The organism is Saltatorellus ferox (assembly GCA_007751475.1).
Lineage (GTDB): Bacteria > Planctomycetota > UBA1135 > UBA1135.
The window spans coordinates 5,341,527-5,356,908 of the sequence record CP036434.1 but is presented as its reverse complement, the minus strand read 5'-3'; the positions used below and the strand labels follow the sequence as shown (position 1 = coordinate 5,356,908).

The following is a 15,382-nucleotide window of genomic DNA, read 5'->3' as shown; positions in this document are numbered from 1 at the left end:
CGATCCAAAACCCCAACTCACCGTCCAGTTCTGGACAGAGGAATCGTGGTGAACCCTCTTAAGTCTCTTATCGCACTCAGCATGTGCGCTGCGGCCTTCATGCCCGCCGCCGCAGCCCAGGTTCCTAGCCTGGACAGCCGAGTCGACCTCAACATCGTGGAACGTGACCTGAGCCAGGTCGTGCAGTACCTGCGCGACCGCTCCGGCGCGAACATCGTCATCATCGAAGGCGGGGACCGCAAGGTTCGCTCGCTGCAGCTCTCGGACGTCTACTGGCGCGACGCGCTCGACTACGCGGCCGAAGTGGCCGGCGCCGTCGTCGAAGAAGACAAGTCCGGCGTCCTGACGATCAGCATGCCCCAGCGCGTGTCGTTCGTCTTCGACGACCAGGACATCAAGGAAGTCATCTCGACGATCGCCAAGATCGCCAACGCCAACGTCATCGTCGGCCCCGAGGTCCAGGGCACCGTTCGCGTGCGCCTCGAGGACGTTCCGTGGCGGGACGCGCTCGAGGAGATCTGCAAGACCCTCGGCTTCACGGTGGTGGAGGAGCGCCGGAACATCTTCCGCGTCGTCGATCCCATCAGCCTCGAGCAGCAGAAGGTGACGCGCAGCTACCAGCTCCGCTACATCCGCCCGAAGAGCACGCGTGTTCCCGTGATCACGTCCGAGTTCATCAAGGGCGGCGCGACGCCGCCGACCGGCCAGCCGAACGAGCACTTCACGGTCCTCGCGGCGCTGGAGAAGGCGCTCTCGGAGACGGGAGAGCTCGACTTCATCGTCAGCCAGAACGTCATCATCGTCCGTGACACGACCCAGGTCCACGAGACGATCCAGGAGATCATCCGTCGCCTCGACGTCGAGCCGAGCCAGGTCTTCATCGACCTCAAGTTCGTCTCCACGACGAACACGGACCTCTTGAACCTCGGCGTCGACTACGGCGACGGTGGCCCCCAGGTCAGCATCAGCGGTAGCCAGATCCCGATCGAGCTTCCGTTCAGCATCGGCGACTCGGGCTGGGAAGACGGCATCATCGCCAGCGACTTCGGCTTCGGTCCCTTCGCGGGCAACAACATCACCGGGCCGCTCAACGCGGGCACCACGCAGGTTCCGAACACGATCTTCGGCGCGCTGTCCTTCACCCAGGTGCAGGCGACGCTCCGGATGCTCCAGCGCGATCAGAACTCCGAGGTCATCCAGGCCCCGAAGATCATCACGCTCGATGGCAACGAGGCCACGATCTTCGTCGGTGAGACGGTCCGCTACGCCGAGGCCAAGTCCGAACAGGGCCAGGCCGGTGGTCTGCAGCTCACCGTCCAGGAAGCGTCGGGTTCGCCGGTCGAGATCGGTTTCCAGCTCCTCGTTCGTCCGAATGTCGTGCCGGGTACCCGCAAGATCCAGATGGAAGTCGTTCCGAAGGAGACCAACCTCTCCGGCACGGGCACCTCGAACCTGGCTCCCGCTGGCTTCGACGTGTTCACGGTCGGCTCCGCCGGCGCGGAGGGCACCATCGCCCTTCCGCGCACGCGCTCCTCGACCATGATCACGCAGATGATGCTCGAGAGCGGCCAGACGGCCGTGATCGGTGGCCTCACCACCGACTCGGAGTCCAAGACGGTCAGCCGCGTGCCCTACATCTCGCGGATCCCGATCCTGGGCGAACTCTTCAAGTACCGCAACGAAGGTCGCGATCGCCGGAGCCTGATCATCTTCATCACGCCGACCCTCGTGCACAACTCGGACGACTCGGAGTTCATCCTCCAGCAGGAGCTTCAGCGTCGCTCGAACCGCCTCGCGGATGAGGTTGAGGCGCTCCTCGACTCGGCCGACCCGATCGACTGAGGCTCGACGGACCTTGGCCGCCTGAGCCAATGTCTCGCGGCGGCGGCTCTCCTGGAAGCAGGGGAGCCGCCGCCACCGTTTTTCCTCGTCCTCCGCACATAGCGAGGAAGATAGGGGCTAAATACGCCCCAGGGACGCTGTCCTGCTGACTCTCGCATTCGAGACTTTCACGTGTCTCACCGAAAATCCCGTCGGGATGTTCGACTCGAGCCCGTGGCTCTGCGACAGTCCTCTCCAGACCTGACTTCAATCGGTCTGACCCGTACATCGGGACACCGAGCTGCCAGCCGTTCTGGCAGCCTCCGTGGTCCCACACTTTCCGCCGGTTTCGGGCGGTTCCCGTCAGCACGCGCTGAATTCGGCCACGCGCCGAGTTCCGCCGGAAGCTCGAGGGGGACAGCCGTTTCGACACCGGGGGCGCAGCGCTGATCAGAAGCTCTTCCGGTCCTTCGGATTCGTCCGACGGGGCAGGGAAAGCCGCTCTCAGCTGCGCGCTTGCCAAAAACACTCGACCCACTCGCCAATCGCCCAGCGCGGCTGGCTGGCCTTCGGCCCGCTTTTACCTCTCCGTTCCTCGACCCAGCTTCGCGCGATCGCGAGTCCGTCGGGTAGGCCTCTTTCCAGCGCATTCGCTTCGGTCCCCTTCGAAGGACACCGGTTCACCGGAGTTCGACAAGGCTCGATCGAAGGCAATCGACCGGAAGAGTCCCGCCGCGGCCGACCGCAGTGCGTTGCCAAGAGGCCGCAGTGGAGAAGGCGGATCAGGCCTTCACAACTGATGACAGTACAACCCAACGACGGGTTCCCGGGCGCTCCAGCCCACGGACCCGCTCCGTTCCCCCTCGCTTCGTTCCTTCCCCTTCCGCCCTATCCGTGCTGGATCCCCGAGGGGGATCAGGCTTCCGGCTCTTCCAGCAGCTCCTTTGGAGCAGGCGTGGAAGGCTCGTCGGGTGCGGCGGCAGAGAGCAGCCGCGCTGGAGAGCCAGCGAAGAAGCCCCGGCGCAAGCGCCGACCCGCGCGAAAGGCGGCTGCGAAGGGTGACGCGGAAGCGTCCGATGATCCCAAGGAGTCTTCGCCTGAGAAGGCGGTCGACAAGGACACCGTCAACGACGGCGAAGCGGCTGCCGCGCGCACGAAGAAGAAGAGACGCAAGTCACGGGCTCGGAAGGCACCCTCCGACGTCGCGGATGCCGCAGAGTCGTCGACTCCCGAGCCAGAAGTGTCCGACGAAGCCAGAGGCCCTGGCAGCGCGCCGGACGAGACGGACGAGGAGAGCGCAGCGGCGCGCAAGCGCCGTCGTCGCGGTTCGCGCGGTGGCCGTCGGCGCAAGCGTGGGGACGATGAAGACGGCGCCGCCGCGATCGATTCGATTCCTGGCGAGGACGATGACCTGGGGCCGATGCCCCGCGATGCGGAAGACGACGACCGTTCGAGTCCGAAGGCACGGGGCAAGAAGAAGGCCTCCCGACGCAGAGCGTCTTCACGGCAAGAAGACGAGGACGACGACTTGTCGACGGACTCAACGCCTCGTTCCTCGACGCCGGTGAAAGCTGAAAAGGCGCACGCCGGCGACGATGAAGCCTCGTCTGCAGAAGAGGCTGACAAGTCGGATGAAGGTGTGGCGGCCGAAGGCAATGGCCGCAAGAAGCGTCGACGCCGGCGCTCGCGCAAGAAGTCGGGTCGAACCGAAGCTGAAGCCGGCGATTCCGATCTGGACGACGAAGACGAGGCGGAGCCCACGGCTTCGGAAGACGAGGACGACGAGGAAACGGGTTCCGGAAGGAAGCGTTCGCGCGGTCGTTCCAAGAAAGGCGGGTCCTCCAAGGCCGGGCCGAAGGTCAAGTCACCCGAGGAAAAAGAGCGCGAGGCGAAGGCTCTACGAACCCAGACGATTGCCGTCAACGCGGTCGAACCGGAAGAGCGTCGCGTGGCCGTGTACGAGGGCGAGGTCATTCTCGACTTCCTGATGAACGCCGAGAGTCAGAAGACTCTCGTGAATGACATCTATCGCGGGCGCGTCGTGAACCTCGAGCCGGCGATCGGCGCGGCGTTCATCGATTTCGGTCAGGGTCGCAACGGATTCCTGCATACCTCGGACGTGCTCCCGCTCTACGGCGAGGAGGGCTTCAAGCTGGAAGACCTCCTGACGGCCGGCCTGCACCACGAGGAAGGCGATCACGACGCCGACTGGTCGGAAGAAGCGGACGCTCTCGACGATGATGACGACGGTCATTTCCGCGGAGAGAGTGACGATCACGACGACGACGACGATCACGACGACGATCACGACGACGATGATGATCACGACGACGATGATCACAGTGATGATCACGACGACGATCATGACGACGACGACGACGACGATGACGACGACGATGACGACGACGACGACGGCCCCGTAGCACGGGGCGAGTCGGAAGTCGACGATCGCGAAGACGACGATCACGACGATGAGGACTTCGTCGCTGAGGTCGCGGAGATCGATCCGCTCGATGACTTCGACGGCGACGACGAAGAAGCCGACGACGAAGACGAGGAGGAAGAGGAAGAGGAAGAAGATTCCTCTGGCAGCTCGGATTCCGGCGGGGCACCCAGGCGCCCTGCGCGCGGGCGCCGTCCGCGCCGATCCACGAAAGTGTCCGGTGACGATGCCTCCGAAGGGCCGTCCAAAGGCGACTCCTCCGGTGACGCTCCATCCCGGCCCGCGCGCAAGCGCACCGGCAAGAAGGCGGCTTCGTCCAAGGCGAAAGACTCCGACGGCGGCAAGTCTGAAGCCGACGCGCCGAGGTCCGAGTCCGGCTCGGAAGAAGGTGAGGCACGCGAGCGTCGCCCGCGGAAGAAGCGCACCCGCAAGAAGGCGGCGCGCACGAAGGGCGATGGCGACGAGGCTGATTCCGGCGATTCCGATTCGGGCTCCGGCAAGGGCTCCTCGAAGTCGGGCGGATCTCGTTCGAAGAAGACCTCGAAGAAGAAGGCTGCCTCCGAGAAGAAGGCTTCCCGTGGCGGGCGTTCGTCCAAGCGAGGCGACTCGGGCGGAAAGGACGGCTCCCGGAAGTCTTCCAAGTCCTCGGGTGGCCGCGGGGGTGGGCGCAACGGACGGGCGCGTCAGGAGCGTCGTCCGCAGCGTGAGCGTCGTCCGATCGATCAACTCCTCAAGGTGGGGGACCCCGTCGTCGTTCAGATCACCAAGGACGCGATCGGCGACAAGGGCCCGACGCTGACGACCTACATCTCGATGCCGGGTCGGTACCTCGTGCTCATGCCTTCGATGGCGCGCACGGGCGTGAGCCGCAAGATCCCCGACGAGAAGGAGCGCAAGCGCCTCAAGCGAATCCTGGCCAGCATGAACACGCCGCCCGACATGGGCGTGATCGTACGGACGGCGGGCGTCGGCCGCACGAAGACCGATCTCCAGCGTGACCTCGACTATCTGATGGGACTCTGGGAGTCCTTCGGCAAGAAGCTCAAGGGTAGCCGCGGCCCCGCGCCGCTCTACCTCGAGTCGGACGTCGCGACGCGTACGCTGCGTGACCTCTTCAACCGCAAAACGAAGGAGGTGCTCGTCGACGACGTCGGCGTGTACGATCAGATGGTCTCGTTCGCGAAGGCGCTGATGCCCGAGCACGTCGACCGGATCAAGAAGCATGAGGGCGACAGGCCCCTCTTTCAGCACTGCGGCATCGAGCAGGACTTCGAGCGTATCTTCGCGCGTCGCGTCGACCTGCCCTCGGGTGGTTCGATCGTGTTCGACCAGGCCGAGGCGCTGGTCGCGATCGACGTGAACTCAGGCCGCACGCGGACGAACAGCTATGACTTCGAGGAGATCGCGCTCAAGACGAACCTCGAGGCCGTTCCGGAGATCGCGAGGCAGATCAAGCTGCGCGACCTCGGCGGCATCATCGTCTGCGACTTCATCGACATGGTTCGCTCCAGCAGCAACCGGTCGGTCGAGAAGGCGCTCCGCAATGAACTCGCCGACGACCGCGCGCGCAGCAAGCTGGGCCGCATCAGCCAGTTCGGTCTGCTGGAGCTGACCCGTCAGCGTCTGGGCCCGGGGACTCACAAGAAGGTCTTCATGGCCTGCCCGAGGTGCCGCGGCACCGGGCGTATCCGGACGATCGAGTCCCGTGCCCAGGCGATCCTGCGCAGACTGGGTGGCGCTCTGATCCAGAAAGGCTTCTCGAAGGTCGAGGTGCGAGCTCATCCCGAGGTCGTCGCCTACCTGAAGGAGGATCTGTGGGACTGGGTGCGGGCCATGGAGCACCGGACCGAGAAGGAGATTCTGCTCACGGGTGTCTCGGATCAGTCCGAGGACAGCGTCCTTCGCTACCTCCGCGCCGATGGGCGCGAGGTGCGACCGGGCGGCCGCCGGAAGCGCTGACCGGGGCTCAGAACCGGCCGTGAGGCCCCCCCGAATCGTCCCTGGGACGTCGGGGGGGCCTTCTTCGTGATCTTTCCTCCCTTCTTTGCCCCGGTACTGGCTTGCGGCGGTGCCAGCGCTCCTCTTACTCTCTTCGCCCCCTCGGGTCTCCCCGGGCGGCCCCCGGGAGGTTTCACCGGGGGAGAGCCGGAGTCAAGGCGCACACGGAGGGCCAGGCGAGTCGCCTGGCATCCGCCCCCAAGGGATGCGTGCCACCAGCCCGGACCGAGAACGATATGTACGCGATCATCAGCGACCGAACGAATCAGGCCACCGTCCGCGTGGGCGACGAGATCCTCTGTGATCTCATGGACGATGCCGAGCGCGGCTCGACCATCACCTTCGACCACGTCCTCCTCATCGGTGGCGATGGCGGGGTCAAGATCGGCAAGCCGACCGTCGCAGGCGCGACGGTCACCGGCGAAGTCATGCGCATGGAGCGCGGCGTCAAGGTCACCGTCTTCCGCTTCAAGCGCCGGAAGAACATCCGCGTCAAGCGCGGTCACCGTCAGTCCTACACCCGCGTTCGTATCACCGACATCACGGGCTGATCCCCGTCACTCCCTACCGGAGGACCCACAGCATCTATGGCACACAAAAAAGGACAGGGCTCGACCCGAAACGGCCGCGACTCCAACCCCCAGTTCCGCGGCGTCAAGCGCTTCGGAGGCCAAGAGGTCACCGCTGGTACCATCCTGGTTCGCCAGTGCGGCACGAAGTACAAGCAGGGCAAGAACGTCGGCATCGGCAGCGACTACACGCTGTACTCGCTCGTCGACGGAACGGTCCGCTTCCAGGTCGGCCGTCGCGTCCACGTGGACCCGCTCGCCGAGTAGTCTTTCTTCGGCGACCTGAAAGGGGGCCCGCCCCTCCAGCAGGACACCGATACGCGCTCCTCGTTCGCCGCTCGATCTTGAGCGGGGAGCCGGGAGCGTTCCTCATTTCAGAGATCCTCATTTCACGTCCTCATTTTCACGAAGGGCAGAGAGCACCATCCCATGGCCAGTTTCAGAGACGAAGCCGAGATCGACGTGGTCGCAGGCAAGGGCGGTGACGGCACGATCTCGTTCCGGCACGAGGCGCATGCGCCGCTGGGCGGTCCCGACGGCGGCGACGGCGGGCGCGGCGGGAGCGTGATCTTCCGCGCCTCGACGAACGTTCACTCGCTTCTCGACATCGGGCGGCGCTTTCGCTTCGTGGCCAGGAACGGCGGCCCCGGCGGGCCGCGTGCGATGACGGGCCGTAGCGCCGACGACCTCGTCGTCGAAGTACCGGTGGGGACGCTGATCTTCGACGCCGAGCGCGGGAACCTGATGCGGGACCTCGCGACCCCGGAAGAGGAGCTCGTGGTCGCCCAGGGCGGCAAGGCGGGCAAGGGCAACATTCGGTTCGCGACTTCGGTCGTCCAGGCGCCCCGCAAGGCGACGCTCGGAACGATGGGGGAGTCGCGTCGGCTCAAGCTCGAACTCAAGCTCTTCGCCGAGGTCGGTCTACTCGGCTTTCCGAACGCGGGCAAATCGACCTTCATCAGTCGCATCACCGCCGCGACGCCCAAGATCGCCGACTACCCGTTCACGACGCTGGAGCCCCAGGTCGGGATCGCCAGGGTGGGGGACTACGACACGCTCGTCGTCGCGGACCTGCCCGGTCTCATCGAGGGAGCGGCCGAGGGAGCCGGCCTCGGCCATAAGTTCCTCCGGCACGTCGAGCGCTGCCGCGTGCTGCTGCATATCGTCGACGTTTCCCCGACCGCCGAGCGGGACCCCGTCGAGGCCTGGGAGGCGCTGGAGGATGAGCTGCGGCGGTACTCCCCGGTACTGGCCGAGAAGCCGAGGCTGACCGTGGCCTCCAAGTGCTTCGAGGACGACGGCTGGGAGGAGCGGCTGGCGAATCTCGAAGCCGCGGTAGGCGTGAAGGTCCTCGGGATGTCGTCCATTCTGGGGCAGGGCGTCGACGAGGTTCTCAGGGCCGCCCACAAGATCGTCCGTGCGGACCATGCGGCGCCTGACCACAGTGGTGCACCTGATTGGTTCCGCGAGCAGGGCAGCGCACCAGGGACGGCTGGTAGCACCGAGATCTCGGAATGAGGGGCAGGGCTCCGGCCGAGGTCTGGAATGGGAGGGTGGCGTCAAGGAGAGCCGCCGCGGTGGTCGATGCGAAGGTAGCTACAGGAACTCCGTTCCTGCTCCAAGGCGCAGTGTCCCCCTGCGTCGCCTTCGCGCCAGCCCGGACATCTCGTGCAAGACCAACCCCAAGACGAATTCAGCTTCAAAGGCGTCGCACCGGACGATCGCCAGGACGAGGCCGGATCCGAATCGCTCGCCGATCAGGCGGCCAGCCAGGCTAGCCCGTCCGCTCATCAGCACGCGATGCCGCACCCTGCGGCTCCGCTGCCTGCAGGGCCCCTTCCAGGCGCTCCGGCGAACCAGGCACCGCCCGAGAAGGTGGTTCACGTGGACCTGGCCAGCGTCATGGCGGTCGTGGGAGAAGCAGCGGCCTCGATGGCCCAGGAGCTTCCCGCGCCCGTAGCGGCGATGCCTGCGGCCTCGACCTCGTCCGCCATGGCCTACTCGGCTCCGTCGTCGGGTCCGGACTTGCCGGCGACTTCGGGTATCCCGGACGCGCCCGCGCTCGAAGGCGCGGAAGCTCCAGCTTCCGTGGGCACGAGCTCCGAAGGATCTGCCAGCCCCGAGGTCAAGCGCGCCAGGGTGACCCTGGAAGTCCAGGGCGACGACCCCTCACTCGGCAAGACGGTCAACCCACGACATCTCGTCCAGGGCTGGCTCGCGGAGATGGTGAAGTCCAAGGCCAGCGATCTCATCCTGCGTTCGGGTGGCCGCCCGTCCAAGCGCCAGGACGGCAAGATCAGCTTCCTCCCCGGGCGCGTCCCGGGCCCAGGCCCGATGATGGAGGTCCTGCGGGGCATCCTTGGCGAGAAGCGCATGGAGCAGTTCGAGGAGACCGGCGCCGCCGACGCCGCGCTCGATCTCGACGGCCTCGGCCGCTTCCGGATCAACGCCTACAAACAGATGGGCGAGCCCGCGATCGTCATCCGGCGCATCAACGAGAACGCGCCGAGTCTCGACGAGCTGCATCTGCCCTCCGACGCGCTCAAGGATCTCGCGCTCCGCAAACGCGGCCTCGTGCTCGTCACGGGCGTCGCGGGCTCGGGCAAGTCGACGACGCTGTCGGCCATGATCGAGTTCATGAACCGCAACGTCGAGCGCCACATCGTGACGCTCGAGGACCCGGTCGAGCTGATGTTCAAGGAGCGATACTGCGTGATCAGCCAGCGCGAGGTCGGTACCGACACCACCTCGTTCAAGCAGGGCATCAAGCACGCGCTGCGCCAGAGCCCGGACGTGATCTTCATCGGCGAGATGCGCGACGCCGAGACGGTGCTCGCGGCCCTCGAGGCCATCGAGACCGGGCACCTCGTGATGTCGACGATGCACACGGTCAACGCCGCCCAGACGGTCGACCGGATCCTGGGCTTCTTCCCGGCCGAGCGCCACGTCCAGATCCGCCAGCGGATGGCGGACACGCTCGCAGGCGTACTCTCCATGCGCCTCGTGCCGCGAATCGGCGGCGGCCAGGTGCCCGCTTTCGAGCTGATGCAGGTCACGCCGCAGGTGCGCGAGCTGCTGGAAGAGGGCAAGACGACCGAGCTCGGCCGCGTCATCCAGGGGGGCATGGAGAAGGGGATCGTGTCGTTCAACGATCGCCTCTTCGAGCTGGTGCAGACCGGCTTCGTGGACATCGAGGACGCCGTTCAGTCCTCGGATCGCCCGGACGAGCTCATCATGATGGTCCGCGGTATCCAGGGCGGTCAGCGCGCCGCCGCCAAGGCCCAAAAGCAGGGGCAGATCGACAGCGTGGACAGCACGGGGACCCCGATGCGCAGGCGAACCGACATGGAGGAGACCCAGAGCACCCAGGAGGGCGGCAGCCCGTCGCAGGGAGCTTCCGGTGGCTCGAATCTTCGCCTGCGCGGCAACAGCGACTACTGAGCATGTCGACGGACCGCTGAATGCCGGCGGGTGATCCCTGGCCCGTGACCTGTGGCCAGCGGACCCGTCGCACAGCCGCCGAGAGGGCCCCGCGAGGCTACCGCGAAGCAACCGAATGGCTCCGGCCGCGCCGACAGAGCGCGCCGGAGCTCTTCCTTTCCGGGGAGGAGTCGAGATTTGCCGCAGCGTAAGGGGAAGGAAACACTGCGAACGGCGTCTCCTCCTCCCACTGGCGCGCTGGTATCCTCCGGGGCGCTCTCGTATCGAGACCTCACGGCGTTGGACCTACCGACGGGGGGGTCCTGCCACTCGGGAACTTCACCGCGAAGGCACTCACCATGATGAACGTAGGCACGCTCAAGACTCTTTCGTACCTGACGTCGTTCGGCTTGCTCGGCGGCATCGGGTACAGCCTCTATGACTACTACGAGCGCGGGATGCGCGAGCAGTACTTCGACGTGGGGCGCGCCGAACCGGTGCTGAAGGGCGTCGAAGAGCCACGTCCGCCGACCTCACGGGGACTGAGCTATCCCGACGACATCACGCCAGCGATCGTCGAGTTCGACTGGACGGGGGCCCCGCCGCCACCGCCGCCGAAGCCCGAGGAGAAGAAGCCCGAAGGTCCGGTCGTGAAGCCCGTGGTCCCCGTGGACGACATCTTGGACGTGATCGCCATCATGGCGGCGAGCGACAATCCTTCGGACTCCCGCTGCCTCATCCGACTGGTGGACAACAAGAAGGCCGCCAACTCGGACTATCTGCTTCACATCGGTGACGTCCTCCCGAGCCCGCACGAGGACATTGCGATCTTCGACATCAAGCCCGACGACGTGACGTTCTCCTTCGCCGACGAGGAGCGCGAATCCGAGACGCTCAGGCCCCACGCGCGCTCCGAGCAGAGCATGATCGCCAAGGCTGGCAAGGACGGCATGGTCGCGCCACGCCGGCCCTCGATGGTCGGGGGACAGGCAGTCCAGGCGACGGACGTCGCGCCGGTCAACACCGTCAAGAAGAACGGCCAGTACTACATCGGGACGGACGACGCCGAGCGCTTCTCCCAGAACTACAACGACATCCTCGCCCGCGACATCGGCTCGGAGACGTACATCGACAAGGACGGCAATCGCGCCGGTATCAAGATCACGAAGGTCGCCAAGGACTCGATTGCTGCCCAGCACGGAATGCAGGAAGGCGACATCATCAAGTCGATCAACGGCTATCCGGTGAACAGCAAGCAGGAGGCGATCGCGTTCGCGAAGAAGAACTCCGACCGCTACGAGATCTGGCAGATCGAGGTCGAGAACCTCGGACGCGTGCGCACCGAGGTCTACCACAGCCCCAAGAAGTAGCGGCGACGCGGCTTCGATCCGTTGGACGGTTGCCTGACGCTCGATATGGGAAACACGAACGCCTCTCTGGCGTTCGTGTCGTTCGTGGAGGGAAGCACCGCGCGGGCGGAGGGCGCGGTCCCGGTCGGCGGAGTTTCGGCCATCGAGATTCTGGCGACCTGGGGGCGTGACGACGACGAGCCGCTACGCGTGCAGGAAGCACTTGCCGGGCCTGGGCGCCTCGGGGGCGCGGGCCAGGGGAGACGCTGCGCAGCCATCAGCGCAGTCGGGTCCCACGAGCGCGAGCGGAGGCTCGTCGAGCGACTGGGTTCACTCGGCTGGGACGTGGCCGTTCGGCCAGAGGCGGGGCTCGTGATGGAGATCCACCATCCAGAAACGTGTGGGAGCGATCGGCAGTACGCCATGCGCGCTGCGCTGGAGGACGGCTGGCGCCTTCGGTCAGAAGCCGTTGCCGACGGCGCGGGGGAGAGGCTTCAGGTGCTGGTGGTCGACGCGGGGACGGCGCTGACGGTGGATGCCGGAGTTCTGCGAAGCGGCGCCGCGGCGAATGGCGGAGCGGAGTTCGTGTTCCTCGGCGGAGCGATCGCGATGGGGCCGGGTTCTCTGGCCGAGGCGATCACGGCACGCGGTGCGCGGCTCGCTCCTTTCGAGGTCGACCCTGACGTTCCTGCGCTCGGTCGCTCCACGGTCGAGGCGCTCCGGGCCGGTGCGAGCGTCGGTTTCCGCGGCGCAGTTCGGGAGCTTTGCCGCGGGGTTTCCATGGAGGCGTTCGGTGGCACCCGAGGCGTCCTCGTTTACCTGACGGGAGGCGCGCGAGCGTTCGCGCGCGCGGCTGTCGATGAGACGTTTCCCCAGGGCTTTCGCGACTCGCCCCATCTCGTCCACGCGGGGCTCGCGCTCGCCATTCGCTCGGCGGGGAGCAGTTCGCTGTGAGCGAATCGCAGGGCGGCCCATCGGTCGAGCGCATGACGCCAGCGGGTTCGGCGGGCGTCGCGGTTCTGCTCGTCACGGGCCGGGCAGCCGTGCAGCGGCTCCGGGAAGCGTTCTCGAGGGAGCTGCCCCGCCGCGGTGAGATCGCCTACGGCTTGTTGCAGGGGCTGGCTTCGGCCGCGGAGGTGGCCGCCGAGGTGCCCGCGGAGGTGTACGACGAGGTGCTCGTCGTTCGAGCAGCCCCCGCGGACCATGCAGCGGAGGATGAAGCCTTCGAGGTCCATGTTCATGGGAGTCCGTTCCTGGTGGCGGAGATCGCGCGTCGACTCGATCCGGCGAGCGGCCCGCTGCGAGCGAGTTCGGGGGGAGGATCGAACAAGGCGGATTTTCGGGAGCGTGCGCTCGCGCTGGTTCCTGGAGCTCCTTCGGTGCTCGGCGCGCGCGTCCTTCTCGATCAAGCAGGAGGAGCGATGGATCGAGCGCTTCAAGATCTGCGCGCGAAGTCCCCGGCCGAGCGTCGCGCGACGCTCGCCGAACTCGCGCGCCGCGGCCGTGGGCTCGAGCGACTCTTTCGCGAGACGACCGTCGCGATCGTCGGACCCGTGAACGCAGGGAAGTCAACGCTCTTCAACGTTCTGGTGGGGGCGGACGCCGCCTCGGTTTCGAGTGAGGCGGGCACGACGCGCGATGCGCTGTCGGAGCGCGCGCGCCTCGGGCCCTGGCCCGTCAGGTTCCTCGACACGGCCGGCGAGCGGGACCTTTCGCTGGCGGCCGCCGCCGGCGACGCGCGGGCCCTCGTCGAACAGGAGGGGCAGCGGATCGGGGCGGACCTCTCGAGTCGCGCGGACCTCGTCCTCCGCCTCGTGTCGGCCTTGGACGCGGTGGAGCTTCCGGAGCCGCGCGCGGGCGTCGTCGTTCTACTGACCCAGGCGGCTCGCTCCCATGGGCTCGACTCCAGCGCCTGGCCCGCCGGCGCCGTCTCGGCCCTGGAGGATCCCGATCACGCGCGTCGAACGGTCGAGGGGTCGTTCTGCGAGGCGCTCGGCCTGGACCGGTCCGGGCCTCTCTGGACCGCGGGGGAGGCCGTGCCCTTCGATCGACGGTCGATCGAGATCCTCGACTCGGCGGCAGGTCTTTCCGAGGTCACGGACACGGTGCTCGACGAACTGGCCCGTTCGCTGTAAGTTCTGCGCTCGGAGGGCGTGAATCGCCCTCCGATCATGAGCCAACGCACACGAGCCACCGAGCCAGCTATTCCCGCCGTGCCACCCGTGACCGGAGGCGCTCCGCGCCACCTCGTCTCGATCGACGATGTCTCCATCGAAGAGATGCACGCTCTCTTCGCCCAGGCGGATCGCTTCGCCGCGAGTCCGAGAACGTTCGCGGACACCTGTCCCGGCTTCATCTCGGCGAGTCTCTTCTACGAGCCCTCCACGCGGACCCGGCTCTCGTTCGAGTCGGCGATGCTCCGGCTCGGGGGCGGGGTTCTCACGGCGGCGGAGATGACCAGCTCCAGCGTGGTCAAGGGGGAGTCCCTCGCTGACACGATCCGGGTGGTGGGTGGGGGATACGCCGACGTGATCGTGCTGCGTCACCCGAGCGAAGGCGCGGCGCGACTTGCCGCGGAGTTCGCTCCGGTGCCCGTCATCAACGCGGGCGACGGCAGCCTGGAGCACCCGACCCAGACGCTCTGTGACCTGTACAACCTCCACGTGGAGCGGGGTCGGATCGAGGGGCTGGACGTGGTGTTAGCGGGAGACCTGAAGTACAGCCGGACCGTTCACTCGTTCGCGTTCGCCCTCGCGCGTTTCGGCGCGAACATCGTTTGCGTTCCACAGCCGGGGTTCGAGCTGCCGGAGTATCTGGTCGAGCGCCTTCACGAGGAGTTCGGCGTCGAACCGATCCGCGCGGACGCTCGCAGGCTCGGGGACCTGGCGGCGAACAGCGACGCGGTCTACCTGACGCCCCAGAAGCCGCACCAGCTCTCTCTCTTCACCGATGCGCGCGGGTGGGAGGTCCAGCAGGTGGACGCCGTCTACATGACCCGTCCGCAGACGGAGCGGTACTCGGGCAACGAGATGTCCGCCACCCAGTACCTGCGCCTGGAGAAGCGTGCGATGGCCGCTGAGTCCCTGCGCGATGCCGTCGTGATGCACCCGCTCCCGCGTCGGGACGAGATCAGCGCCGACGTGGACGCGGATCCGCGCAGCATCTACTTCAAGCAGGCCGCGCGCGGCGTTCCGATTCGGATGGCGATCCTGGGCTGGTTGCTGGGTCGCATCGACCTCGGCGTCGAGCGCCCTGCTCCCATGCCGGCGTCCACGGCCGTGCCGCTCGGGAGGAATCCGTGCCCGAACCCCTCCTGTATCTCCAGGACCGAGACGCGTCACGTCGTGCCGCGATTCCGGCTGATCGCACGGACGCCGCTCCGTGCCGGCTGTGGCTATTGCACCCGGGAGATCGCCTTCGCGTTCGTGGGCTGCTCTTCGACGGGCGTCTACCACGTACCGTCGGCGAAGGCCGTGGGGCAGATTCATGTAGAGCATCTGGTCTTCCTGGAAAGCGCCGCGGACGCAGAGCAGCTGGGATTCAGGGCCTCGGCGGCCTCGTGACGGAATGTCGCTCTCTCGGCTGCGGCCCCGCTCAAGGCGGGACCGAACAGCGTCCCAGGCCTGATTGTGCGGAAGCGCACAAATGCTTTTCGTGCGACTCTCGGCGGGTTGTCGCGCCACATGCGAAACCAGGTAAATCATGGGGGTAAGAGCCCTCGCAGGCTCCCTGAAGCGGCACTCCTGAGCCCCAGGGCCGGGTGAGAGGCAAAATGGGCTACA

General features: G+C 66.7%; 10 protein-coding genes. All 10 read left to right on the top strand.

Annotated features, from left to right (window positions below; all coding sequences use genetic code 11):
• Positions 1-45: 45 nt before the first annotated feature.
• The 10 genes from Poly30_RS19125 to Poly30_RS19075 all read left to right on the top strand — a co-directional run bounded on the left by Poly30_RS19125 (position 46) and on the right by Poly30_RS19075 (position 15,163).
• On the top strand, positions 46-1,842 hold the full coding sequence (locus tag Poly30_RS19125; protein ID WP_145200914.1) for a type II secretion system protein GspD: 1,797 nt from the start codon (positions 46-48) through the stop codon (positions 1,840-1,842).
• Between the two features lie 778 nt (positions 1,843-2,620).
• A complete protein-coding gene (locus tag Poly30_RS28710; protein ID WP_419190387.1) occupies positions 2,621-6,223 on the top strand; it encodes an Rne/Rng family ribonuclease in 3,603 nt (1,200 codons plus the stop codon).
• Positions 6,224-6,498: 275 nt separating this feature from the next.
• Positions 6,499-6,813, top strand: coding sequence for a 50S ribosomal protein L21 (gene rplU / locus Poly30_RS19110; RefSeq protein WP_145200911.1), 315 nt, complete (start codon positions 6,499-6,501; stop codon positions 6,811-6,813).
• Between the two features lie 36 nt (positions 6,814-6,849).
• Positions 6,850-7,098 carry a 50S ribosomal protein L27 gene (gene rpmA, locus Poly30_RS19105; RefSeq protein WP_145200908.1) on the top strand — a complete coding sequence of 83 codons (249 nt, stop codon included), beginning with the start codon at positions 6,850-6,852 and terminating at the stop codon, positions 7,096-7,098.
• A gap of 162 nt (positions 7,099-7,260) precedes the next feature.
• A complete protein-coding gene (obgE, locus tag Poly30_RS19100) occupies positions 7,261-8,349 on the top strand; it encodes a GTPase ObgE (RefSeq protein ID WP_145200905.1) in 1,089 nt (362 codons plus the stop codon).
• Between the two features lie 150 nt (positions 8,350-8,499).
• Positions 8,500-10,272 carry a PilT/PilU family type 4a pilus ATPase gene (locus tag Poly30_RS19095; protein WP_145200902.1) on the top strand — a complete coding sequence of 591 codons (1,773 nt, stop codon included), beginning with the start codon at positions 8,500-8,502 and terminating at the stop codon, positions 10,270-10,272.
• A gap of 338 nt (positions 10,273-10,610) precedes the next feature.
• Entirely contained in the window at positions 10,611-11,621 is a 1,011-nt protein-coding gene (locus Poly30_RS19090; RefSeq protein WP_145200899.1) for a PDZ domain-containing protein, read from the top strand.
• A 45-nt stretch (positions 11,622-11,666) separates the two neighbouring features.
• Positions 11,667-12,554: a type III pantothenate kinase gene (locus Poly30_RS19085; RefSeq protein ID WP_145200896.1), complete on the top strand. Its 888-nt coding sequence runs from the start codon at positions 11,667-11,669 to the stop codon at positions 12,552-12,554.
• Positions 12,551-13,735 carry a GTPase gene (locus tag Poly30_RS19080; RefSeq protein ID WP_145200893.1) on the top strand — a complete coding sequence of 395 codons (1,185 nt, stop codon included), beginning with the start codon at positions 12,551-12,553 and terminating at the stop codon, positions 13,733-13,735. The genes Poly30_RS19085 and Poly30_RS19080 overlap by 4 nt, the downstream gene beginning before the upstream one ends.
• Positions 13,736-13,771: 36 nt before the next feature.
• Positions 13,772-15,163, top strand: coding sequence for an aspartate carbamoyltransferase catalytic subunit (locus Poly30_RS19075; RefSeq protein ID WP_145200890.1), 1,392 nt, complete (start codon positions 13,772-13,774; stop codon positions 15,161-15,163).
• The last annotated feature ends 219 nt before the right edge of the window (positions 15,164-15,382 follow it).

Bases quoted from the DNA above. Each gene is read 5' to 3' on its own strand.
- obgE (WP_145200905.1), top strand. From the start codon at position 7,261: ATGGCCAGTTTCAGAGACGAAGCCGAGATCGACGTGGTCGCAGGCAAG.
- Poly30_RS19090 (WP_145200899.1), top strand. From the start codon at position 10,611: ATGATGAACGTAGGCACGCTCAAGACTCTTTCGTACCTGACGTCGTTC.
- Poly30_RS28710 (WP_419190387.1), top strand. From the start codon at position 2,621: ATGACAGTACAACCCAACGACGGGTTCCCGGGCGCTCCAGCCCACGGA.
- Poly30_RS19075 (WP_145200890.1), top strand. From the start codon at position 13,772: ATGAGCCAACGCACACGAGCCACCGAGCCAGCTATTCCCGCCGTGCCA.
- rplU (WP_145200911.1), top strand. From the start codon at position 6,499: ATGTACGCGATCATCAGCGACCGAACGAATCAGGCCACCGTCCGCGTG.
- rpmA (WP_145200908.1), top strand. From the start codon at position 6,850: ATGGCACACAAAAAAGGACAGGGCTCGACCCGAAACGGCCGCGACTCC.
- Poly30_RS19085 (WP_145200896.1), top strand. From the start codon at position 11,667: ATGGGAAACACGAACGCCTCTCTGGCGTTCGTGTCGTTCGTGGAGGGA.